The sequence below is a fragment of the Virgibacillus subterraneus genome, from assembly GCF_900110695.1.
Classification (GTDB): Bacteria; Bacillota; Bacilli; order Bacillales; family Amphibacillaceae; genus Lentibacillus; species Lentibacillus subterraneus.
The window spans coordinates 42,328-64,876 of record NZ_FOEH01000007.1 but is presented as its reverse complement, the minus strand read 5'-3'; the positions used below and the strand labels follow the sequence as shown (position 1 = coordinate 64,876).

The 22,549-nt window shown below is 36.4% G+C and carries 21 protein-coding genes and 1 pseudogene; 17 read left to right on the top strand and 5 right to left on the bottom strand.

The genetic code is table 11. From position 1 onward, the window contains the following. Positions 1–17: 17 nt before the first annotated feature. From BMY13_RS16685 to BMY13_RS16640, 10 genes and pseudogenes are all read left to right on the top strand, one after another. Entirely contained in the window at positions 18–665 is a 648-nt protein-coding gene (locus BMY13_RS16685) for a Type 1 glutamine amidotransferase-like domain-containing protein (RefSeq protein ID WP_092506017.1), read from the top strand. A gap of 716 nt (positions 666–1,381) precedes the next feature. Further along, positions 1,382–2,113 (top strand): nucleotidyltransferase domain-containing protein, encoded by a 732-nt coding sequence (locus BMY13_RS16680; RefSeq protein WP_092493365.1) that lies wholly within the window; start codon positions 1,382–1,384, stop codon positions 2,111–2,113. Positions 2,114–2,275: 162 nt separating this feature from the next. Beyond that, complete coding sequence (locus BMY13_RS16675) at positions 2,276–2,656, top strand: VOC family protein (RefSeq protein ID WP_092506015.1); 381 nt, start codon at positions 2,276–2,278, stop codon at positions 2,654–2,656. Between the two features lie 19 nt (positions 2,657–2,675). Next, positions 2,676–3,215: a GNAT family N-acetyltransferase gene (locus BMY13_RS16670; RefSeq protein ID WP_092506013.1), complete on the top strand. Its 540-nt coding sequence runs from the start codon at positions 2,676–2,678 to the stop codon at positions 3,213–3,215. A gap of 15 nt (positions 3,216–3,230) precedes the next feature. Continuing rightward, positions 3,231–3,842 carry a DUF3267 domain-containing protein gene (locus tag BMY13_RS16665; RefSeq protein WP_092493368.1) on the top strand — a complete coding sequence of 204 codons (612 nt, stop codon included), beginning with the start codon at positions 3,231–3,233 and terminating at the stop codon, positions 3,840–3,842. A 21-nt stretch (positions 3,843–3,863) separates the two neighbouring features. Beyond that, positions 3,864–4,430, top strand: a complete 567-nt coding sequence (locus tag BMY13_RS16660) for a maltose acetyltransferase domain-containing protein (RefSeq protein ID WP_092506011.1) — start codon at positions 3,864–3,866, stop codon at positions 4,428–4,430. A gap of 50 nt (positions 4,431–4,480) precedes the next feature. Continuing rightward, positions 4,481–4,881 (top strand): annotated as a pseudogene (locus BMY13_RS19810) (DUF6157 family protein). A 518-nt stretch (positions 4,882–5,399) separates the two neighbouring features. Further along, the gene (locus tag BMY13_RS16650; protein ID WP_092493371.1) at positions 5,400–6,158 is read left to right on the top strand and encodes a cytochrome c biogenesis CcdA family protein; all 759 of its coding nucleotides are present in this window, start codon (positions 5,400–5,402) and stop codon (positions 6,156–6,158) included. Between the two features lie 16 nt (positions 6,159–6,174). Continuing rightward, positions 6,175–6,780 carry a peroxiredoxin family protein gene (locus BMY13_RS16645; RefSeq protein WP_092493372.1) on the top strand — a complete coding sequence of 202 codons (606 nt, stop codon included), beginning with the start codon at positions 6,175–6,177 and terminating at the stop codon, positions 6,778–6,780. 81 nt (positions 6,781–6,861) lie between these two features. Continuing rightward, a complete protein-coding gene (locus BMY13_RS16640) occupies positions 6,862–7,431 on the top strand; it encodes a class I SAM-dependent methyltransferase (RefSeq protein WP_245736140.1) in 570 nt (189 codons plus the stop codon). 209 nt (positions 7,432–7,640) lie between these two features. Here BMY13_RS16640 and BMY13_RS16635 read toward each other — a convergent pair whose 3' ends face one another. Beyond that, positions 7,641–8,765 carry an MBL fold metallo-hydrolase gene (locus BMY13_RS16635; protein ID WP_092506007.1) on the bottom strand — a complete coding sequence of 375 codons (1,125 nt, stop codon included), beginning with the start codon at positions 8,763–8,765 and terminating at the stop codon, positions 7,641–7,643. 302 nt (positions 8,766–9,067) lie between these two features. After that, positions 9,068–10,624, bottom strand: a complete 1,557-nt coding sequence (locus tag BMY13_RS16630; protein WP_092493375.1) for an ABC-F family ATP-binding cassette domain-containing protein — start codon at positions 10,622–10,624, stop codon at positions 9,068–9,070. A 181-nt stretch (positions 10,625–10,805) separates the two neighbouring features. On the opposite strand from BMY13_RS16630, the gene BMY13_RS16625 reads away from it, so the two are divergent. Further along, positions 10,806–11,642, top strand: a complete 837-nt coding sequence (locus BMY13_RS16625) for a protein-glutamine gamma-glutamyltransferase (protein WP_092493376.1) — start codon at positions 10,806–10,808, stop codon at positions 11,640–11,642. A gap of 32 nt (positions 11,643–11,674) precedes the next feature. Here the strand turns inward: BMY13_RS16625 and BMY13_RS16620 are convergent, their stop codons facing one another. Then, positions 11,675–12,622, bottom strand: coding sequence for a GGDEF domain-containing protein (locus tag BMY13_RS16620; RefSeq protein WP_092506005.1), 948 nt, complete (start codon positions 12,620–12,622; stop codon positions 11,675–11,677). Between the two features lie 181 nt (positions 12,623–12,803). On the opposite strand from BMY13_RS16620, the gene BMY13_RS16615 reads away from it, so the two are divergent. The 3 genes from BMY13_RS16615 to BMY13_RS16605 all read left to right on the top strand — a co-directional run bounded on the left by BMY13_RS16615 (position 12,804) and on the right by BMY13_RS16605 (position 14,939). Continuing rightward, entirely contained in the window at positions 12,804–13,622 is an 819-nt protein-coding gene (locus tag BMY13_RS16615) for a YitT family protein (protein ID WP_092493378.1), read from the top strand. Positions 13,623–14,701: 1,079 nt separating this feature from the next. Next, a complete protein-coding gene (locus tag BMY13_RS19975; protein ID WP_281243736.1) occupies positions 14,702–14,839 on the top strand; it encodes a DUF2179 domain-containing protein in 138 nt (45 codons plus the stop codon). Further along, the gene (locus BMY13_RS16605) at positions 14,781–14,939 is read left to right on the top strand and encodes a DUF2179 domain-containing protein (RefSeq protein WP_342729362.1); all 159 of its coding nucleotides are present in this window, start codon (positions 14,781–14,783) and stop codon (positions 14,937–14,939) included. Before BMY13_RS19975 ends, BMY13_RS16605 begins: the two co-directional genes overlap by 59 nt. 514 nt (positions 14,940–15,453) lie before the next feature. Here BMY13_RS16605 and BMY13_RS16600 read toward each other — a convergent pair. Then, on the bottom strand, positions 15,454–15,948 hold the full coding sequence (locus tag BMY13_RS16600; RefSeq protein WP_245736139.1) for a DUF1259 domain-containing protein: 495 nt from the start codon (positions 15,946–15,948) through the stop codon (positions 15,454–15,456). A gap of 207 nt (positions 15,949–16,155) precedes the next feature. Between BMY13_RS16600 and BMY13_RS16595 the strand changes: the two genes are divergently transcribed. The 3 genes from BMY13_RS16595 (at position 16,156) to BMY13_RS16585 (ending at position 20,251) form a co-directional block, all read left to right on the top strand. Next, complete coding sequence (locus BMY13_RS16595; protein WP_092506001.1) at positions 16,156–16,992, top strand: SDR family NAD(P)-dependent oxidoreductase; 837 nt, start codon at positions 16,156–16,158, stop codon at positions 16,990–16,992. Between the two features lies 1 nt (position 16,993). Then, positions 16,994–18,535 (top strand): AMP-binding protein, encoded by a 1,542-nt coding sequence (locus tag BMY13_RS16590; RefSeq protein ID WP_217649058.1) that lies wholly within the window; start codon positions 16,994–16,996, stop codon positions 18,533–18,535. 567 nt (positions 18,536–19,102) lie between these two features. Further along, positions 19,103–20,251, top strand: coding sequence for a PQQ-dependent sugar dehydrogenase (locus BMY13_RS16585; protein ID WP_092505999.1), 1,149 nt, complete (start codon positions 19,103–19,105; stop codon positions 20,249–20,251). A gap of 48 nt (positions 20,252–20,299) precedes the next feature. On the opposite strand, the gene BMY13_RS16580 is transcribed toward BMY13_RS16585, so the two are convergent. After that, on the bottom strand, positions 20,300–22,540 hold the full coding sequence (locus tag BMY13_RS16580) for an outer membrane protein assembly factor BamB family protein (RefSeq protein ID WP_092505997.1): 2,241 nt from the start codon (positions 22,538–22,540) through the stop codon (positions 20,300–20,302). Positions 22,541–22,549 lie beyond the last annotated feature (9 nt).

Sequence of the window (22,549 nt, the reverse complement as noted above, 5' to 3'; positions counted from 1 at the left end):
CTTTAAGGAGTGAAATTTTGAAAAATAGACATCTATTTATATTTGGTGGGAGTCCACCGTTCAGTAAAAAATTTGGCGAAAAGTTTGCTGACCTTGCGCTTAGTAACAAAGGTAAGGTTGCTATCCTATTCATCGAGAGGGATGGCTGGGAAGAGTATATGCAAATATACACTAGTATACTGGAAGAATATTATGTAGAGAGATTTGTTTATTTACCGCTCTCGCCAAATACCAATCATTCTACTCTAGAGGAGTTAAGTTCTTGTACAGGAGTAATTATTTCGGGTGGAGAAACGGAGCTTTACCGTGACTATATAGTTGATACACCAATAGGCCAACATATCATAGAACTGTATGAAAATGGAGCCCCAGTTGCAGGGTTTTCAGCAGGAGCTTTAATTAGTCCTTCGAATTGCGTCATACCACCTATAGATAATTCCAGGAATGAGCATCTCTTCCTCAACGGATTGGGACTTATAAAAGATTGTGTAATAAGTGTTCACTTCTCTAAATGGGAAGAAGAAGAAAATTTAAAGGCAGCGTTAGCAAGAGTGAATGCTCCAATTGGTTACGGAATTGATGACGATGAAGGATTATATTTTGAAAATGAAGTCCTTTCAGAAACAGCAGGAGATAATTTCTATATTTTTAAGCAAGAAAAATAGAGTTTTGTTAATAAGCTAGCAGTAAAGGGAGGAACATAAAATCGGTAATGTAGAATTGTCCTTAATAATAATTACAGGAATACTTATTCTTTTACTTAGTCTGCTATACTCCAGATATTTTCTAATAAATACTTTGGTTGTCTTCATCATCTTATCTGTAGAATTTGCCTTTGCCGTGTTTGTAGGTAATCGCCTGAGTTATATTTTTGGTGCGGAGGGCTCTGGTTTAATTTTATTCCCAGCATTTGTTCTGATTATCTTCTGCTTATTACTTATCTTGAACATATTTTTCTTTCAGCCAAAAAATAAACATTAGTTTAATTATGACGTGTAGAGGGATGTTCATCTCTTTAACAAAAATTTAAAGTTGATCATCATATCTTCCTTAATAGTCTTATTTCTTGTTCTATATTTTTCAATGTCTTTTTCCAATCAATTAGTCATTCGTCGTACTATCTTTTTTAATGGCTATCCAATTAGTGCTATTACTGCTGATATACAAAATGAACATGACTCTCAAGATAAAACATATGGTGATTGTTACGTTATCCATAACCCTGAAGTGAGCGACGGTCCCGAAAAATCAGTGCCTAGTGTTTGTATGAAGAAAAGTAAGTTTGGATTCTATTATGACGTTATAATTGGCGTTCACTAAATTAGCCGTAATTAGGAATTCGTTACTTTCGAAATTAGAGTATATGTAAGAGGTGTGGACAATGGGAGAACTAAAAAAGCTAAGTCCAATTAAAGCGGCACAGACGTTTATAAATATGCAATTTCCAAATTGTGATGGAGGTTTATTGGCTGGCAGTGTGGTTCGTGGTGAAGCAACAGAAACATCAGATCTTGACATTGTAATATTTGATGATAACTTCAGTTCTTCATATAGAGAATCGCTAATTGATTTAGGCTGGAAAATAGAAATATTTGCTCATAACCTAATCTCTTATAAAGCGTTTTTTAAAAGTGACTATGAAAGAGCTAGACCTTCCATGCCTAGAATGGTATCAGAAGGTATTGTTTTAAAAGATAATGGGGTAGTCGAGGCCATAAAAAACGAGGCAAATGAATTAATAGCTAAAGGTCCAGAACAATGGTTAACAGAAACAATAGAGACGAAACGATACTTTATTACTGATACACTCGATGATTTTATCGGTTGCGATAGTAGAGCAGAAGGAATATTTATAGCCAATACGCTTGCTGAATTGGTAAGCGAATTTGTACTTAGGACAAATCATAGGTGGATTGGTGCGTCTAAATGGATTGTACGTTCATTAAGAGATTATGATGTTGAGTTTGCAGAACGTTTTGTTAAGGCATTTGATGATTTTTATAAAACTGGTGAAAAAAAGCAACTAATCCAGTTTGTTGACATTGTGCTATTACCTTACGGCGGACGTCTGTTTGATGGCTTTTCATTAGGAAAGAATGATCCTTGTCCATAATTTATTTTTGCTGTCATAATCTGTTCTAGTTATTGTTTCATTATTTATTATGTTTTTTAAAAGAAACAAGCGATGAAGCAGAGTAGAAGAAAAACTAGATAAGTTACTGTCCGAAAAAGAAAAGTAAACTTATTAAAAATTAATGTAAAGGAGCTAATTTATATGACTAAACCACTATTAGGAGGCATGGAGGGAGTATTCATTCCAGTAAAAGACCCGAAATTATCAGCCAAATGGTATGAAGAAAAACTAGGCCTTACACTTAACTACATTGAAGAAGAAGCCGCTGTTATGAATATTTCAGCAGCGTCTCAAACAGTAATATGTCTTGTAAGAACATTAGATTATCAGCCAATGAAGTTTCCTGATAATAATTTTGGTGTAGGTAAATATTATAATTTCATTTCTAATGGAGATATTGAAGAAACCTATCAATTGTTGTGTGAAAAGAATGTCAACGTTAATGACATTGGCGGAGAAGGAAACACTAAATATTTTACTTTTTTTGATTTAGATGGCAATCCACTAGGCGTTTGCCAATAGTGAGTAAGGGCTATATGTTATGTTATTTCAGAATGATAGCTTAAGAGTTCGCGAAATAGAAGAAAAAGATAAACATATATTAGCAAAGTGGCTTTCCGACCCACAAGTTCTTGAGTTTTATGAGGGACGGGATAAACCTTTTGATTTAGACAAAATTAAGAAAGAGTTTTATAACTCAGAAAATGATGCTGTTAAATGTATTGTAGAGTTTAAAGGAACTAGAATTGGATATATTCAATTTTATCAACTGGATGGTGAAACGAAAAAGATCTATGGCTATCATAATGAAGAGGAGAATATTTACGGGATAGACCAGTTCATAGGCGAAGTAGACTACTGGAATAAGGGAATCGGGACGTTACTTGTTTCGTCTATGGTTACCTATTTAGTCAAGGATAAAAAGGCGGTCCGAGTAGTAATGGACCCTCAAACAAGAAATGTTAGAGCTATAAAGTGTTATGAAAAATGTGGCTTTAAAAAAGTTAAAGTTCTCCCTAAGCGTGAATTTCATGAGGGAGTACATCAGGATTGCTGGCTGATGGAAATTGAATGTTGTTAGGGGGGGGGTGACTTTATGAAAATACAAAATAAAATGCCAGAGGCTGATGAACAATTACATTTAAACCTAGTCAATAACGACTGGATTCCCATGAAAGAACCTAAGAGTGTTTGGGCTGCTACAGTATTATCTATTCCTTTCATGCTTTTAAATGCCATAATTAGCATTAGTATATTAAATGTCTTTTCAACTATTACCTTGAGCGAATTTGGGTTGTCATCAGATTCCATATCAATAACAATCAATTTAGATGTAATTATATGGATATTTTCACTTATCATCTTACACGAACTGCTTCATTTGACGTTCATACCGAACTTTATTAAATCTCAGAAAACGTTTATTGGACTTACACCGTTTGGTGGTTATGTACTAACCGAAGAAGAAATATTAAAATCAAGATATATAGTAGTCACTATTGCCCCATTCGTTTTAATTTCAATCATTTTGCCAATTGTTTTAAGTCTAATCGGAATTTTAACACCTACAATAAAAATTCTTATATTGTTAAATGCTATGGCATCTTCAGTGGATATACTTAATGTCGTTCTTTTATTAACTCAAGTGCCAAGAAAAACAATTTTAACAAATAACGGAACAAAGACTTATTGGAAAAAGACGACGTAATTTGATAGAAGGAGCTCAATTATGAATAAAACTGAAAAAGAGAAGATGTTGAGTGGCGAACTTTATAACCCCGATGATTCTGAATTAGTAAGAGAAAGATTGAATGCCAGAAGGTTAACAAGGTTATATAATGAATCAATTGAAACGGATGACAACAGAAGAACCGAATTATTAAAAGAGCTGTTTGGTAAAACAGGAAACAAATTTTACATAGAGCCAACGTTTCGTTGTGATTATGGTTACAATATACATGTTGGCGAAAATTTTTATGCTAACTTTAACTGTGTATTGTTGGATGTCTGTGAAATTCGAATAGGTGAAAACTGCTTTATTGCGCCGGGTGTACATATATATACAGCGACACATCCATTAAATGCCTATGAGAGAATATCAGGTGTAGAATATGGAATACCTGTTATTATCGGTCACAATGTCTGGATTGGTGGAGGAGCTATTATAAATCCTGGAGTTAAAATAGGTGATAATGTTGTTGTCGCTTCAGGCGCAGTTGTTACAAAAGATGTGCCAGATAACGTTGTGACAGGTGGAAATCCTGCGAAAATAATAAAGGAAATTGAAAATGGATGACTGTTAATTATCAATAAAGCATACTCTGATCCTACTAAGGAGGTTATTTTATTAGTTATAAAGACACGTTCATTATAATTTCTGAGGATTCAACAGTTGATTCTGCTATTATACCTCTCCCAAGAAACGGAAAGCCTACTGTCGCTTCCATCGAATATGATTTAATCAAAAATAATCCTTACAAATATACTCAAGAAGATGTACAATTTAAAACTTATTTGATCAAGAAACAAATCGGATTAACTAATCTAGATGAACTACGTAAGCAATTTTTTCAAAACCTAAAGCCTGTTTCAGAGCTTCTCCATTAGTAAAAAAATATGGATGGGGAATACATTATGACGGTCAAGGGAAAATCGCGATGTTTGAAGTGAATAGTTATAAATATAATGAACTTCTTAATTCGAATAATATTTCTTTGTTAAAAGGAATGCGTTCAAAAAGAAAATAAACAATTCTTTTAGCGGAATGAGATTCTTTGCTTACTTGCCGGAACCTCATTCCGCTAAATGTTTTTTTAATCCCAATATTCTACTGATTTTAAAGGTTCCGCTTCCTCCCTCTTGGAACAGCCTTCCTCTCTCTAGCGGAATAAGGATTCACATTGCTTACTTTGCGCGCGTCTTAAACTTATTCCAGGTTAATTCATTATTCACGAGTCATTATTCTTTTGTCACCACTTTGTCATAGACTTATTGCATCAAAAATCCTTACTTTCATCAAACTTTCACATAGAAATTGTAATCTGTGATTAGAAAGATTCAAATTCATCATGTATCGGCTGGGTAAATAAGCATGACAAAGCGATTCAGATGCTAATATGAAGTGAAACCATACATAGAAGGATTAACTTTTTTATTTCCTTATATCTAAATCGTAACTAGCAATTATATTATTGGATCTTAACTTATTGTTGTTTCACTATAAGTTTCTAAATAAACATTCTTAAACACAGAAAGAGGGATTTTAATGCTGGGAATTGAAGCTGACACAATGTTAATCGCAGGAATGTTTTTAGCGATAGGAGCAGGAGCACTATCTTTTTTGTCACCTTGTGTTTTACCAATTTTTCCTGCTTATCTATCGTATATCACCGGGATAAGTGTTAAAGAGTTACAAGGAAATCAGAACACTAAAATACGTCGTCAGTTATTGAGTCATTCTGCTTTCTTTTTACTAGGGGTTTCGTTAGTATTTATCAGCTTGGGTGCAGGCGCTTCATTTTTGGGTCAATGGATTCAAGATTTACTACTAGGTGATTCTGGATTGTTTCTTCAACGTATTGCAGGGGTTTTCATTATTATAATGGGATTATTTATTGCAGGGTGGATTAGTCCAACTGCATTAATGAAGGAAAGGCGTTTTAATTATTCCAAAAAGCCGGCTGGATATTTGGGGACTTTCTTTGTTGGTCTTGGGTTCGCTGCTGGGTGGACGCCGTGTATAGGTCCAATTTTTGGATCAATTCTGCTATTAGCTGCAAGTAACCCTGGTCAAGGTGTATTCTACACTGTTATGTATGTTATAGGCTTTGCGTTACCATTTATTATTCTAACTTTCTTCCTTGGGTCCACAAAATGGATCGTCCGTCATAGTCAAGTGATTATGAAAGTAGGCGGGGTGATTATGATCATCATGGGCTTGGTCTTATTTTTTGGTCTAATGCCACGTATTACAGGATTTCTACTTGATTTAATACAAGGAACATGGTTATCAAAATTAGGATAATAGGAGGTGCATTCAAATGAAAAAATTGATTGTTATCGTACTTGCAATAGGAATGATTGGGTGGGCCGTTTATGATTTTGCAATTGCAAATGATGATACATCCGTTCAAGAAGAAGATGGTAATATCTCTGGAAATTCTATCTCAGCACCGATGGATGAAGAGGAAAATGCGGAAGAAGAGGTTGTTAATTCTGATGAAGTTGGGCTTGAAGAAGGACAGATTGCCCCTGATTTTGAATTGAAAACACTTGAAGGGAAAACAGTAAAATTATCTGACTTCAGAGGAGAACGAGTCTTAGTAAATTTCTGGGCTACATGGTGTCCTCCATGCAGAGAGGAAATGCCGGATATGCAAAAATTTTATGAAAATAAAGATTTAGAGATTTTAGCCGTTAATTTAACAGAAACTGAAAATAGTGAAGAAGATGTCACAGAATTTGTAGAAGACTTTGAGCTGACATTCCCAATATTGATGGATGAAAATTCTGATGTAGCTAATGCTTATCAAGTTCGAGCATATCCAACTTCCTACATGATTGATTCAAATGGTCGTATACAGTTTATTGCGATGGGGGCAATGAATTACGAAATGATGGTAGAAGAATTGGCAAAAATGGAATAACATTTTTCTCTTGGGTTAAACAATACATGTATCGTGAATAATGAATGTATAAACCTTTTGGTAGTAAAGGAGATGCAAGTGATGTCAGATAAACGATTTAACCCGAATAAAGCAGATAAACTCTTAAGTGAGGAAAGAAAAGAAAGTCTAAAACCTAATAAAATCATTGATAAGATTGGTATTCGTGAACGGGATAGAGTTGCCGATCTTGGCGCTGGTAATGGATTTTTTACCATCCCAATAGCAGAAAGAACAAATGAAGTGGTTTATGCTGTCGATATCGAGTCCCAAATGCTTAAATTGCTGGAAAAACGTGCAGATGAACAACAAATTGAAAATATTCAATACATCGTTAGTGATTTAGAAGGCATTAATTTGAAAGATGATTCAGTGAACAAGGTTTTGGTGGCATTTGTTATTCATGAAGTTGAGCGTATTAAAAATGCACTTAATGAAATTAAACGAATTTTAAAGCCTGGTGGAGAAATCATGATTATTGAATGGGAGGCCATTGAAACCAAATCAGGTCCGCCTCTTAATCATCGTATTTCTTCTACTAAAATGATGGATATACTACGGAATAATGACTTTAAGGCAGATCTTATTCCTTTAAATGATACTAATTATGCTGTTAAAGCTGCTCTTGCATAATCAAATTTCATGACTTGAAAAAAGAGGGAAATGGAAATCTTTTGGAAGTTTTGAAAGTATAACTACTTTCTTACCGGCGATAAGCCAGTTTTCTAAAATAGATTCCGCTTCCCTCTTTTTTAGCAGATAAGAAAGAATAACTACTTCCTTACTGCATAAGAAGGCACTCGCCATTAAGGCTTGGCGAATGCCAAGTTTTCTAATAATTTTTATATAGCGCAGCGATTTGGACCAACTTCCATTTCGCGCCTTTCATCATGATCTGGATTCTTTTTGCCCATGTTAGTGTATCGAATTTCTTCATGGCTGTTTGGCTGTGGTGGTAAATTATCTGTTACAAGGTGCCGGAACTCTTCTTCACTTTCTACATTTAAGCGATCATTCTTCTGATATAGTTCTTCTAGCTTTGCTTGAACCGTGCCATCCTCATTAATTTCTTCCATTGCTCCAAAATGAGCTGGTAACACAATTAAATCTTGTGATAAGCTTTGGTAGCGTTCATATAATGTCTTTCGTAAATCATCTACCCAATCCTCTGCTTTTCCTGCCAAATCCGGACGACCAATGGATTCTATGAATAAGATATCCCCTGTCATCAAGTATTTATTGTCTACAATAAAACTAGTACTACCAATAGTGTGTCCAGGAGAATAGAAGGAAGAAATTGCAATGGAATCACCAACTGTGATCTTTGTGCCATCTTCTAGTTTATTATAATCAAACGTCAGGCCTTCATCATCTTTTGTTGGGAAATAATATTGGGCTTTTGTATGTTTTGCTAAAGTCTTTCCACCTGAAATATGGTCTGCATGAAGATGCGTATCCAAAACATATTTTATGGCTGCATTTTTTTCCTCGGCAAAGTTTTTGTATGTTTCAGTCATCCTTGTAGCGTCAATAACTGTCGCTTCACCATCGGCAATGACCATGTAAGAAAGGCAGCCTTTTCCGATTCGAAGGAATTGATAAAGCTCTCCACCATTAGAGAGGTCGCCAATCTTCATTGGCTCCATATGTTCACTCCATGCTGTCATACCACCCTTTAAATAGGTGATATTTTTCACTCCGGCATCTTCCAGCACTTCGACACCTTTTTGAGAAGAGATTCCTTTTGCACAAACAACGTAAATCGTTTGATCCTCTGGAAGTTGCTCTTTTACATCCTCAGCTCCATTTTCTAGCTGTTTATATGGGATGTTCAGACTTTGAACATTTCGTCCTTGAATAGCCCAATCGTTATAATCTTCTTCTTTTCGAATATCTAGTAAGAAGACTTTTTCATTTGCAAGAATTTTTTGAGCTAGCTCTCTTACTGTTATTGCTTGTAATGCCAATTTAACCACTCCATTCTTATGAAGAATATTTTGTAAGCCTGAGATTTCTTTTCGGTTAGGCGCTACTTGCTATAAGTTTTCCACTAATTTTTCCTTTTACACTTCCTGTTTATACAATTACCCCTATGTGTATTTTTCTAAACTGGTCGTGAAGGTAGCAACATTTCAGATAGAACAAAGGCGCGGGAGCTGGACGTGGCTGATTCTGGAGTCCAGTTATCCACAGCACTTAAATTTTATAGTTTCCTAAACAGTAAAAAAGAAGGACTACCCTTATATCAGTGGGTAGTCCTTCTACTTTATTAAAATACTTTAGTTGTCCAGTCTTCACAATTCCAAACGTCTGTGACGATGTCCTGGTAAAATTCTGGTTCGTGTGAGATCAATAGAACACTGCCTTTGTAATCTTTCAAGGCACGTTTCAGCTCTGCTTTGGCATCAACGTCCAAGTGATTTGTGGGCTCGTCGAGTATAAGCAGGTTAGTCTCTTTATTAATTAATTTACATAGACGAACTTTTGCCTTTTCGCCTCCACTTAATACACGAACTTTACTTTCAATATGCTTTTTGGTAAGTCCGCATCTGGCTAGAGAGCTGCGTACTTCATGTTGTGTGAAATGAGGGAATTCATCCCATATTTCATCGATACATGTTTTATCGGTAGTTTCTTTTAATTCTTGTTCAAAATACCCGATATGAAGATGATCTCCTAATTGGACAGAGCCGGAAACAGGTGTGATTTCTCCTAAAATACTTCGTAATAGCGTTGTTTTCCCGATTCCGTTTGCTCCTGATAATGCTAACTTCTGACCACGTTCCATTTCCAGACTAAGAGGTCTTGAGAGAGGTTCATCGTAACCAATGACAAGTTCATTTGTTTCGAACAAGTATCTTCCAGCTGTCCGTGCTTCTTTAAAATGGAACTTCGGTTTTGGTTTTTCAGAATCCAACTCAATAACATCCATCTTATCGAGTTTCTTTTGCCGTGATGTTGCCAGTTTACTTGTTGCTGCATTTGCTTTGTTTTTCGCTACAAAGGTTTTTAAACTGGAAATTTCTTTTTGTTGCTTATTATAAGCAGATTCTAGCTGCTGTTTTCTCATTTCATACACGCGAAGAAATTCATTGTAATCTCCCGGATAACGCGTAAGCTGTTGATTTTCCATGTGATAAATCAAGTTAACGACACTATTTAAAAATGTAATGTCATGTGAAATTAAAATGAATGCATGGTCATATTCCAGCAAGTACTTTCTTAGCCATTCGATATGCTCAACGTCTAGAAAATTCGTAGGCTCATCAAGCAATAATATATCTGGTTTTTCTAGGAGAAGCTTTGCAAGCAAAACTTTAGTCCGCTGGCCGCCACTCAATTCATCAACGCCGCGGTCTAAACCAATTTCATCTAGACCAAGGCCATTGGCGACTTCTTCAACTTTGGCATCAATGATGTAAAAATCGTTACTCGTTAGAGAATCTTGAAGTCGACCGGTTTCTTCAAGCAATTCTTCCAGCTCATCTGTACCAACTTCACCCATTTTGGCAAAAAGTCCATTCATCTCTGCTTCCATATCAAACAGATATTGAAAAGCCGTCCTGAGTACATCACGCATTGTCATTCCTTCACTTAAATCTGCGTTCTGGTCTAAATAGCCAATGCGAGCATGCTTGGACCAGGTGATTGTTCCTGCGTCAGGTTCTAATTTACCTGTAATTATATTCATAAAGGAGGACTTACCTTCACCATTGGCACCAATAAGGCCAATATGTTCTCCTTTTAATAAACGAAATGAAACGTCTTCAAATATAGCACGGTCTCCGAAACCGTGAGTCAAATCTTTAACTGTGAGTAAACTCATGTAAAACACCTTTTCCTTCTATAAGTTCCGCTTACCTATTATAAAGGTCTTTGGCCAAAAGTGATAGGGGTTAATAGCGGATTTCAAAAATGATTTAAATTTAGGGTAAACACATAGATATTTTTAATCAATTATTCGCCTATGAATGAATAGTCTATTAAAAAGATGGGGGGTTAAATATATGATTCAAATAGCAGGGAAGCCATTTCAGCAGAGTGATATATGGCATACAGGTAATGATGAAAAAATGATTATTCATGTAATGAATGAGTCCCCGACAGTTTATTCCTATCAAACCCCAGATGAATTAGCATTTGAACTAAAGCTGCGCAAGAACATCATGTTAGGTGCGAGGGCAATGAATCAAAGCAGGGCACGATTCGCAGTATTTGAAGATTCCCGCTGTAATCCTCAATATTGGATATTAACACAAGTAGGAGGATTTCAGCTCAGGCAAGGTGTAGAACCCTCTGAAGCAATTAGAGACATTTACAGGAATAGTTCTTTATATGCGTTTGAATGTGCAGGGGCAATGCTTATTATATACTATCATTCGGTCTTAAATGTAATCGGTGAATTATCCTTCAATAAATTATTCTCAAACATCTATATTTACAGCTGGCATGCTGACACAGACCTTGGGTTAACAAATTTTTATTCCGAAGAATTCATACCTGGAGATGTTGTCTATTTTAACAATCCGGACTTTGATCCAAGAGCCTCTTATTCAAGAGGAGAAAATGCAGTATTTCTTGGGAATGGTCTTTATTTTGGACATGGACCAGGAATCCTGACCGAAGGAAAAATGATTCGAAAATTGAACAGTCGAAGAAAGCGAGGAGCTTCACAATCAGCTTATTTGATGAATTTAATTATAAGACCATCATTTAAAAAGTTGGCAGAGTACGCAATGCCATCGCGAGATCACTTTGTTCGTAAGCTACAATCTGTTATTATTGAGCACAATGAAAGTTCAATTCCATTTGATCGATACAGATATTTACTGAACGGATTCTAACGAATAAGCAGAGCTTCAGCAGCTCTGCTTTATTAATTTACCACGGTATTTTTATATTGAGCTTTATATTTATACATTCTGTCATCGGCAATTTTTAAGTAATGCTCAATGTTCAGTTTTTCAGGTTGTTCAACCAAAGGCAAGTTTATGATTCCATATGATAATGAAACCTTGGAATTAAATTTGCTTATTTCACTATTCAATCTCATTCCAATTTCCTCGGCGTTTTCCTCATTACAATTAGGTGCGATTATAACGAATTCATCCCCACCAAAACGGAAGACACTATCAAAGTTAGATCTGACTTTCGTAACGCTTTGAGCAAAGTGCTCTAACAACTTGTCTCCTTCATTATGTCCATATTCATCATTTATTTCTTTAAGGTTGTTTAAGTCAATTAGCATTAAGGTAATAGGGTGGCAGGTTCGATAAGCTTTTGTCATTTCTTTTACGATACATTTATAAAAATATCTACGGTTATAAAGGCCTGTAAGCGGGTCAGTAATACTTTGATTTTTTAGCATGTCATTTTGTTTATATATATAGCCTTCAGAAAAGGAATTTTGTCTGGTGTTCGTTAATTCAAAGAACCGTTCAATAATCATGGATGTGTTTGGCTGTATTTTGAATTCATTTAGAGCATTAAGCATGTGACGAATACAACACATTCGAGTGCTATGGGTCAGTTGTAAAATTAGTTCGACAGTAAAATAATTTGTTTCTGCAAATGCTATTCCTAATTTGAATGCTGTTGTATTAGACGCTTTTATGAAGTTTTGATATTCAACTTCTGGTAAAAAGAATGCTTCACAATGTCTGGTGAATGTATCAGCTAATTCATTTAAATAGTTTGGGTTGTTCTGAAAATACAAGTTAAACTCATCAATAGATTTCATTTCATCATGGTGCTCTTCAACTATTGCTGGTATAACACTTAATAAAAGTGGGTAGTATTCATCTTTTAACGAACTATAATTCATGAATTATTCACCATCATTTCTCGAGAAGTTTATAATAAAATTATACTATATTAAATGGAATTATTTTGCAATAATTAGAAATTGGACAGCTAAGTATTTTGGAAAAAGATATTGACTTTTATTTTTTATACCACTAGAATTCATTAAGAATTTGTTTCAATTGGATTGGAGTGTCATGCCAATGTATCAATTATATAAATATACTGTGCTGTTTGTATTTTCAATTGTATTAGGATTCTCATTTAATATGTTTTTGCTCCCCCATGAAGTGTTGTCAGGTGGAGTTACAGGTCTTGCTATGATTTTTGGACTTCTTTCCCCAATAAACTCTGGGATTTGGCTGGTCATTTTGAACATTCCTGTTTTCATTATTGGCTGGATGAGGTTAGGGAAGCAATTTATTCTGAACAGTGTATTTTCTGTTTTTATCACCTCAGTTTCGATGCAGTATATCCCGGTTGTAAAGGTAACTGATGACGCATTACTCTCTGCGGTCTTTGGTGGTGTCATTGTAGGTGTAGGAATTGGATTTATTGTTCGCTTTTATGGATCAACCGGAGGGGCTGATATCATTGGACTTGTTGTCACCCAAAAACACGATATTCCTTTGGGTGGGTTAATTTTCGGTTTAAATAGTATTGTTGTGTTTGTCTCCGGGTTTTTCTTTTCTTGGGATCTCGCATTATATACAATGGCTTCGATATACATTACCGGAATCGTTATCGACCGCATTCATACCCGCCATATAAAATTAAATCTGATGGTGGTAACAAGTCAGGGAGATGCGCTTAAGAATGAGCTTATTGCAAATTTGATCCGTGGTATTACCGTTATGAACGGGTATGGGGCCTATTCTAATAATGAAAATAAAGTACTCTATACAGTTATTACCCGTTATGAACTGGCATTAGTAAAATCACTAATTAAAAAAGTTGACCCGCAAGCGTTTGTTAGTATCAGTGAAACGGCTGAGGTGTTGGGGAACTTCAGGAGATCGTAGCGTAAAAAACGGCAATAGTATATGTGAAGTGACTATCAAATTAGTTGATAGTCATTTTTTTATTGAATGGGGAATTCTGAATATTTTGTGTTAAAATGTACCCAGAGATTTTGAAAAAGTATACGTGAAGTGATGGAGCTCCATCGATATGAATCCTCGTTCCGTTAAATGGGAGAAAAGCGGCTCAAAGAGGGGTGAAGCGGATCCTCGTTCCGTTAATAGCACAAAATTAATGGAATATAGGGTCTAAACAGACATATAGCGGAATGAGGATCCGTCAACAAGCCCAAACGAGCAATTTATATGAAATAACGGAACGAGGATCCGCCAACAAGTATTGACTAAAGGAAACAAGGAGTTTGAACTGTAAGAAGTCTCTCTTTTCGTTACAAGAGGTTGGAAATGCCATATTCAGTTGATCTATGTGCATCTATAAAAGAAAGAAGCAAGAGATAGAATACAAAAAAGCTGCTAATAGACTAATTAGATTTATTAAATTTTACCTGGTGATTTATTCAAAAATTGATATAAATCCGCTAAAGGAACGGGGTTTAGGAATGAATTTGTACGAAAACTCCCTTTTTTTATTACTAACTAGTCCTAATAAAATTGTAGCGAATTAATTGTTAATTTTTTTTAATAAACTGCCACCAGTTACTTTAAAGTCGTGCTTTATAGTAAGGACAAGCATTATTATACTAAAAATTGATGATAAAATGGTACTTGCTATAAGTAAGGCGATTATAACATCTAACTTATTTTTCATATAAACACTCCTAGAATTACTTTGAAGATAGTTTATGCAGATTGTATATAATTAATTCAGTAGCATTGTAAAATTGCTCACCATTCAAATGATGGTTTTTAAGAAACCTTTTTTTGCTCATGACCGTAGTTAGGGTGTAAACGTTTTGAAAAACATTATGGGAGACCCAAAATATGCGTAAGGGATTAAAGATCTACGGATGTGATTACAGGCAAGGATATTGAATTATACTCATATACTGCTGTTTAGTTAGCAATAATGTGCCTTTAAAAGGCTTACATGAACTGAAGAATACATTCGCGGGAGGAGAATAGTGGTAACAAGTCAGGGAGATGCGCTTAAGAATGAGCTTATTGCAAATTTGATCCGTGGTATTACCGTTATGAACGGGTATGGGGCCTATTCTAATAATGAAAATAAAGTACTCTATACAGTTTATTACCCGTTATGAACTGGCATTAGTAAAATCACTAATTAAAAAAGTTGACCCGCAAGCGTTTGTTAGTATCAGTGAAACGGCTGAGGTGTTGGGGAACTTCAGGAGATCGTAACATGAAGTTAGCTTAGGAAAAACGTCAAAAAGTGACTATCAATTAGTATTGGTAGTCCTTTTTATTAGGAGTTGGAAAATGAATAGCTTTGCTTGTTAAATGAGGAATTCTGAATATTTTGTGTTAAAATGTACGCAGGGATTGTGAAAAAGTATACGTGAAGTGATGGAGCCAGCGATATGAATTCTCGTTCCGCTAAATGGAAGAAAAGCGGCCCAAAGAGGGGTGAGGCGGATCCTCATTCCGTTAAAAGCACAAAATCAATGGAATTTAAGTCTAAATAGACATATAGTGGAACGAGGATCCGCCAATAGGTTTTAGTGAAAGAAAACAAAGGTTCCGCCAGTATTTCGGAGGTTTGTAGATACCACAACAGATATGCTGGAGACTTTGAAAAAGATTACTAGCCTTCTTGCAATTTTAATTGGTATTATATTAGACACTCATAAACTTTATGGAGCTGTATTATGGATGAGGACACCCATTTGAGTATCCAATAATTATATTATTATTTTTAACCGTCTAACAGTTCTAAAGCATTTGCAGTTTTTCGTGCAAATACTAATGGGGGTTCGATTGACTGAAAATGGACATACATTAACCTTGGGTCATCGAATAACCAGTGGTTGTGAAATGCAGTAAATTGAATATTTTGTTCTACTAATCTTTCAACAAATGAATTAATTTCATGTTGCAAAATGACTGTTTCTCCTAAATTGAGAGTATTTCCTTCATCATCAAAGTTCTCAAATGAAAAAAACTGTGGAAATACTAGAGGTGAATTGGTTTCACGACCCATAATGCTTGCTTCAAGGTCCCTAACACGAGAAGCAACACAAACCCCATTTGTAACGTCAGGTTCTGCATCTAAAATTTCGGCAAAACGTTCACAAATACTCTCTATATCATTTGTCTGATCATTCATATGCCTTTGTTTGTTTTTTTGTCTAGCGTTTCTAACATCATTATAGCTTCGAAGTCTATCCCGTGACCTGTCTTTATTTGACATATTATAGCACCTCCTTTTTTCTCTTATTTCAACAGTATGTAAGTTAAATTAGTTTCGAATGAGTTAATACCTATTATGAGAACAATTGGTTGAATAGCTGCTGTTTGTTTTTAAGAAAATCAATCGAAAAGATGGACTGGTATAATTGAAAAACAGTATGGCAAGGAAAAGATATTAATCTTAATAACAAATGAAACAGGTGTAATTATGCAAAAATCTAGTTTGCTGGAAACATGTTTATTTTTACCTACATATTTAAACAAAGAGAATCTCAGAAACGAACTTAAAGGAAGGACTATCCTGATTACTGGTGCGAGTTCTGGTATTGGCGAAGCGTTAGCCTATTACCTAGCAAATCAAGATAGTCATTTGATTTTAGTGGCCAGAAGAGAGGAAAAGCTTTTGGCTATGAAACGTGAAATCGAAAATAAAGCTGCTAGCGTAAGTATTTATAGTGCAGACCTTCGAAATGAGAAAGAAATGGATGGCTTACTAACATTTGTACACCAACTGCCGGGTGGGTTGGATATACTTGTCAGTAATGCTGGACTATCTATCAGACGTTCGATCCAGGATTCGCTGGATCGTTATCATGATTTCACCCGAACAATGGCGATCAATTATTTTGTGCCGGTGAGGCTGTTGTTATCACTCATTCCTCTTCTTGAAAAAAATCATGGACAAGTCATTAATATATCTACAGTAAACGCATTGCTAGCACCAGTACCATACTTTGCTGCGTATCAAGCATCTAAGTCAGCTTTTGATGTGTGGCTACGATCAGCAGCCCCGGAATTGAAAAAAGCAGGAGTGTCAACATCAACATTGTATCTCCCATTAGTAAGAACTCCAATGATTCGACCAACAGCTTCTTATCGTAATGTCCCTGCTATGTCAGCCGAACAAATCGCCAGTATCATCAGCAAGCTCATGTATACAAAGAGGAAAAAATATCAGCCCTGGTGGTTAATATTTGGGCAATTAGCGTCGGTCTTTCTCAGAAGTCTGCCGGATTTATCAGCTAAAAGAAAAAGAGGGAAGTAACTTGAGGATAATAAAACTAGTTTATGTATTACATAAAATTAAATTGCTATCACCTCTAGGGTTGTATAGGTTGATTGTTGCCACATTTAATTGTGGAATAAATCTGATGACCCTTCTCTATTTTGCGGAAAAGAAGTATTCTGACAAAATTGCGCTAGTTGATGACAATCAGGAAATAAGTTATAAGCAGCTCCTGGCACAATCCACAAGGCTTGCTTTGGATTTGAAGGAAAATGTTCATCTTGAAAGTGGGCAAAAGGCAGCTTTATTATGTAAAAACCATGCATCGATGGTGAAGTCTCTTTTTGCTGTTTCCAGGTTAGGAGCAGATGTATACTTACTAAATGCTGAAATAAGTAAGAGCCAATTTAATGAACTGATTGACCGCCATGATTTTGATGTTCTTATCTATGACGCTGAATTAAATTCCCTTGTTGAACAATCCCATTATTCTAATGATAAGATTTTAAGCTATCATGATCACTTACCGGCCATTAATAACCTCCTTCATTCAAATGGTCATGAAAAACAAGGACTACCCAGAACTTCCACGAGTAAAATTGTGCTGCAAACAAGTGGCACCACTGGAGTTTCCAAAGATGCAGCGCATAAGCCATCATTATTTAATTATTTGAATCCATTTGTAGCTTTTATCAGTAGGTTAAGGCTTTTAGACTATAATACTGCCTATATTGGGACTCCAATCTACCATGGTTATGGATTAGCAGTATTGCTTTTATTCATTCCTTTAGGGAAGAAAGCAGTAATAAGCAGTGGATTTAATGCTAAAAAAGCCTGCAATTTGATTCGTGAACATCAAGTTGAAGTAGTCACAGTTGTTCCGCTAATGCTGCAGCGAATGTTAAAAACGAATGCAGAAGATTTGAGGAGCCTCCACTGTATTGCATCAGGAGGTGCAAAGCTCAGTACAAAACTTGTAGATGAGACATATAATCAACTGGGGGATGTCTTGTACAACCTATACGGGACCTCGGAAGCTGGTTTGAATTTCATCGCAACACCACAGGATTTAAACTATTCAGCATCTACCGTTGGCAAAAAAATAAATGGCATGCGATTAAAGGTTCTGGATGAACGTATGAATGAAGTTGAGACTGGTGAAATTGGACAATTTTGTGTCAGGAATGACTGGTCGATGAATAACAGAAACAGCTCCTGGATTGAAACAGGTGATTTAGGATACAGAGATGAAAATGGGTACTATTTTTTGTGTGGCAGAAAGGACGATATGGTCATTTCAGGAGGAGAAAATGTTTACCCAATAGAAGTTGAACAGATACTAATCAAGCATTCCGCGGTTGAAGATGTGGCTGTTATTGGAATAAATGACGAACAATTTGGCCAACGATTAACAGCATTTGTGCAGTTAGTGGAAAATGCTAGTGTAACAGAAGAGGAGCTTCTTGAATGGCTAAGTTCTAAGGTTGCTAGATACCAGGTGCCAAAAGAAATAACATTAGTTACACATATGCCATATACATCTATAGGCAAACTTGATAAAAAGCAGCTTGATAAAGTGTAATCGTTCCACTAACTAAGTGGAACGATTATTTTTTTGGCAGTTAATAAACCAACATGGCTGCCAAGTGTACAGCCACCATCTATCATGAAAATTTGAGATTTTTGCGGACACCAGAGACCTTATTTGACTGAAATAGAGGAGAATGATGATGTTTTCGGACACCAGAGACCTTATTTGTTACAAATACCATCTATTAACCATGATATATGTGAAATAAGGGCTTCTGTGGCCGGATAACTTCGAAAAGACGACTTTTCTATAGAAATAGCGTCTCCTGTGTCCGCTAAAAAATAAAAGGCTTAGAAAGAATTTATTTCGTTAAGCCTTTTATTAGCAGTTAAACCTCCGTGGCTCCGAAATGTGCAGTCACCATCTATCATGAAAATGAATTTGTAATCGAGCTAGAGAGGTATTTTCATACAAAAGTATAAATCCTTTCTTATTGCATAACTGCAACTAAGGCATGGCGATATACCAAGTTTTCTAATAAATAATTCTATTATGTATAAATAGTCTGAAAATAGGTGATGCTAGTGACGAAAATTAAAAGAAGTTGAGGTGGTTTTTTTGAATAAAACTATATATCTTAGTTTACTAGGAATAATCTTTTTGGGAGGACTTGTATTTGCATTAAATACAGGTCAAGACAACAATGAATTACAGGATCAGGAGAATCAAGATCCTTTCCAACAAGAGGCAGTTGAAGTAACAGAGGAGACGGTTGAAGTCGTAGCTTCGGATGATGGAAGTATCAATGCGAATAACTTGTTCATACCGTGGACAATCAACAAGAGTGGCAATAATTTTTTCTTAAGTCAACGTGATGGGTCCGTGATTCAAATTGATGGAGATCTTGGTTTAGTAGAAGTTCAGGATGTTGAAGTATCAGAAGATATTCTCCATGAGGGTCAAGGCGGATTTCTTGGCTTTACTTTAGCGCCAGATTTTAATACTTCTAAAATGGCATTTGCTTACCATACTTATCAGGAAGATGGTGAAATCCTTAATAGAATTATCTCGATGTCACTCAAAAATAATATTTGGACGGAAGAGGATGTTCTCCTTGAGGGCATACCAGGTGGCGAAATAAATACTGGTGGCAGAATTCAAATCGGTCCAGATGAGATGCTATATGCAACTACAGGTGATACTGGTCAAGCTGAAAAAGCTCAAGAACTTGATAGTTTAGCGGGTAAGATTTTAAGAATGGAATTAAATGGCGAAGTTCCAGAGGACAACCCTTTTGATAATTCCTACATTTACTCGTTTGGTCATCGAAATCCACAGGGGTTAGCTTGGGACTACGAAGGAAATCTTTATAGTTCGGAGCATGGTGAGTCCGGTCATGATGAGATCAATCTTATCAAAGCAGGGCAGAACTATGGTTGGCCTGTAATCGAGGGTGACGAAGAAGCATCTGACATGATTGAGCCTATTCATCATTCTGGTGATGACACTTGGGCACCGTCTGGAATGGCCTTTAATGATGGACAATTATTTGTAGCGTCATTAGCCGGTTCCAATATTTTCACTTATGATATAGCGAGCAGTGAAGTCAGTGAATTTTTTGGAGATGCAGGAAGGTTAAGAGATATTATGATTGAGGACGAGGCATTGTTTACGATCACCAATAATCATGATGATCGTGGCGAGCCAAGTGAAAAGGATGATCGGTTAATTCAAATTCCATTAACAGAAAAAGCATCCACAGATTAACATAAAAAGGTAGTTGTCCTGGAAAATGGACAACTACCTTTTTAATTTTTATCCTTCTTCTTCAGAAAGGCTCCTGATGTATTCTGTTACAGCTTTAATTTCTTCTTCTGTTAACGTACCTTCAAATCCAGGCATGTTGCCGCCTCCGTTTTTAATCTGTTGAATAATTTGTTCTGTATTCATGTTGATGTTTTGTAAATTTGGTCCATTGTGACCGCCTGCACCTTCTGCACCATGGCAGGATAAGCAATTGTTTTCATACACTTTTAGTCCTTCGTCCACGGAAACTTCATTTTTGTCTTCCTGTTTGCCTTGATTGAAGTCCATTTCTTCTTTTGCAGGTGATACCGTAACGTCGTCCTCAGGAATATCTTCCAGGGATTCATATTTTCCTTCTAATGAGAAAGTGTAGATCTTATCTCCATGCTGTGTTCCGGCAAGTGAATTTCCGGCTGAGAATATGGAGATATATTGCTTCCCATCGACTTTATAAGTGATTGGTGGGGCATTTGCTCCTGCGTCCGTTTTGAATTGCCACACTTTCTCCCCATTGGTGGCATCATACGCGATAATTCTTCCGTCATTATGTCCAGTGAAGATCAGGTTCCCGGCAGTTGTTAAAATTCCACTATATGCAATAGTATCCCAGTCATTCTGCCAAACAATTTTATTCGTTTTAATATCGATTGCAGTTACCGTGCCTCGACTAGGTGACTTTTCTACAGGCTGCCAGATACTTCCCAGCCATTCTTTACCCACTTCAAATTTATTCTCCTCATCTTCTGCATAATGGGCATATGAAAAATAATTATCATTACCCAGCACATAAAAAAGTTCTGTGTTTGGGTTGTAGGCAGAAGGTGGCCAATTTGCTCCACCTTGAGGTGACGGCTTCACGGTTACTGGTTCATCCCAAAATGGTGTGAATATATTTCCGAACTTTCCATCAAATTCCTTAGGTAAGTCTCGTTCTATATCTTCTTTCGTAATTTTTTGCGGTACAAAGGAATCCCCAATTGGGAACGGCTGAGTAGGTGATGTTTTTTGATTTTTATTTTGTGGTACAGGTTTTTCCTCAATACCAACGAGAGGCTCCCCGTTTGTTCTATCCAGTAGATATACCCATCCAGTCTTACCGGCTTGAGCTATCCCCTTTTTCGTTTCGCCATTCATTTTGACATCATATAAAACAACCGGATTAGCTGGGTCATAATCCCAAATATCGTGATGTACTTCCTGGAAATGCCATTCATATTCGCCTGTATCCGCATTTAAAGCCATTACAGAGTCTGTATATAGGTTATCTCCTTTACGATTACTTCCATCTAAATCAGGTGACGAATTCCCAGTTGCAAAATAAATGAGCCCTAATTCCGGATCAACTGCAGGTGTTTGCCAGACAGGTGCTCCACCTGTTAACCAGTTTTCACTATCCTCCGGCCATGTTTCTGATCCCTTTGCACCTGGCTCTGGGAGAGTGTAGGTTCTCCAGACTTGTCTGCCAATGTCTGCATCATATGCCGCAACGTAACCTCTTATTCCGTATTCCCCACCTGCAATACCGGTATAAACCTTTCCATCATAAAAGAGTGGAGCACTTGTGATGGTATATCCCTTTTCCCATTCATCAACTACCGTTTCCCATAATACTTCACCGGTTTTCTGGTCCAAGGCAACTAGTCTTGCGTCCAGCAAACCAATAAACACCTTACCATCTCCTAGTGCAACACCACGGTTTGCCCATCCGCAACAAAGCGTATCCAATCCTTTCGGGAGTTTAGGCTTATACTCCCAAATGAATTCTCCTGTTGTTGCATCGATTGCTGCAACATGGTTTTCTCCAGTTACATTAAACATCACGCCATCATACACAAGTGGGGTAGATTCCCCGGAGTATTTGAATTCGTGGCCAGTTCCCATACTAGTAATCCATTCTGCTTTTAGATCACTGACATTGGAAGTATCAATTTTGTTTAATGGGGAGTACCGACCATTATATATATTTCCACCGTTCGTTAACCAATTACCTGAAGGAGGCTTTATTAGTTCTTCAGGAGAAAAATCGGGCGTAACCTCTCCCGGATATTCCTTATGTTGGACTGAGAAGTGTTCTTTACCAATAGGATTTTTTTGCTTTTCGACGTTAGTTTCATCTTGGTTGTCGTTCTGTAAACCTTGTTCAGGATCCGCCGTGTCACTATCAGGATTTTCGTATTGAAATGAGAAAATACCAACACCTATTAACAGTAAAATTCCCAGTGTTACTAACCATACATTTTTATTTCGCATGCAAAACAC

Bases quoted from the DNA above. Each gene is read 5' to 3' on its own strand.
- BMY13_RS16680 (WP_092493365.1), top strand. From the start codon at position 1,382: ATGGGAGAACTAAAAAAGCTAAGTCCAATTAAAGCGGCACAGACGTTT.
- BMY13_RS16675 (WP_092506015.1), top strand. From the start codon at position 2,276: ATGACTAAACCACTATTAGGAGGCATGGAGGGAGTATTCATTCCAGTA.
- BMY13_RS16670 (WP_092506013.1), top strand. From the start codon at position 2,676: ATGTTATTTCAGAATGATAGCTTAAGAGTTCGCGAAATAGAAGAAAAA.
- BMY13_RS16665 (WP_092493368.1), top strand. From the start codon at position 3,231: ATGAAAATACAAAATAAAATGCCAGAGGCTGATGAACAATTACATTTA.
- BMY13_RS16660 (WP_092506011.1), top strand. From the start codon at position 3,864: ATGAATAAAACTGAAAAAGAGAAGATGTTGAGTGGCGAACTTTATAAC.
- BMY13_RS16650 (WP_092493371.1), top strand. From the start codon at position 5,400: ATGCTGGGAATTGAAGCTGACACAATGTTAATCGCAGGAATGTTTTTA.
- BMY13_RS16645 (WP_092493372.1), top strand. From the start codon at position 6,175: ATGAAAAAATTGATTGTTATCGTACTTGCAATAGGAATGATTGGGTGG.
- BMY13_RS16640 (WP_245736140.1), top strand. From the start codon at position 6,862: ATGTCAGATAAACGATTTAACCCGAATAAAGCAGATAAACTCTTAAGT.
- BMY13_RS16630 (WP_092493375.1), bottom strand. From the start codon at position 10,624: ATGAGTTTACTCACAGTTAAAGATTTGACTCACGGTTTCGGAGACCGT.
- BMY13_RS16625 (WP_092493376.1), top strand. From the start codon at position 10,806: ATGATTCAAATAGCAGGGAAGCCATTTCAGCAGAGTGATATATGGCAT.
- BMY13_RS16620 (WP_092506005.1), bottom strand. From the start codon at position 12,622: ATGAATTATAGTTCGTTAAAAGATGAATACTACCCACTTTTATTAAGT.
- BMY13_RS16615 (WP_092493378.1), top strand. From the start codon at position 12,804: ATGTATCAATTATATAAATATACTGTGCTGTTTGTATTTTCAATTGTA.
- BMY13_RS16605 (WP_342729362.1), top strand. From the start codon at position 14,781: ATGGGGCCTATTCTAATAATGAAAATAAAGTACTCTATACAGTTTATT.
- BMY13_RS16600 (WP_245736139.1), bottom strand. From the start codon at position 15,948: ATGTCAAATAAAGACAGGTCACGGGATAGACTTCGAAGCTATAATGAT.
- BMY13_RS16595 (WP_092506001.1), top strand. From the start codon at position 16,156: ATGCAAAAATCTAGTTTGCTGGAAACATGTTTATTTTTACCTACATAT.
- BMY13_RS16580 (WP_092505997.1), bottom strand. From the start codon at position 22,540: ATGCGAAATAAAAATGTATGGTTAGTAACACTGGGAATTTTACTGTTA.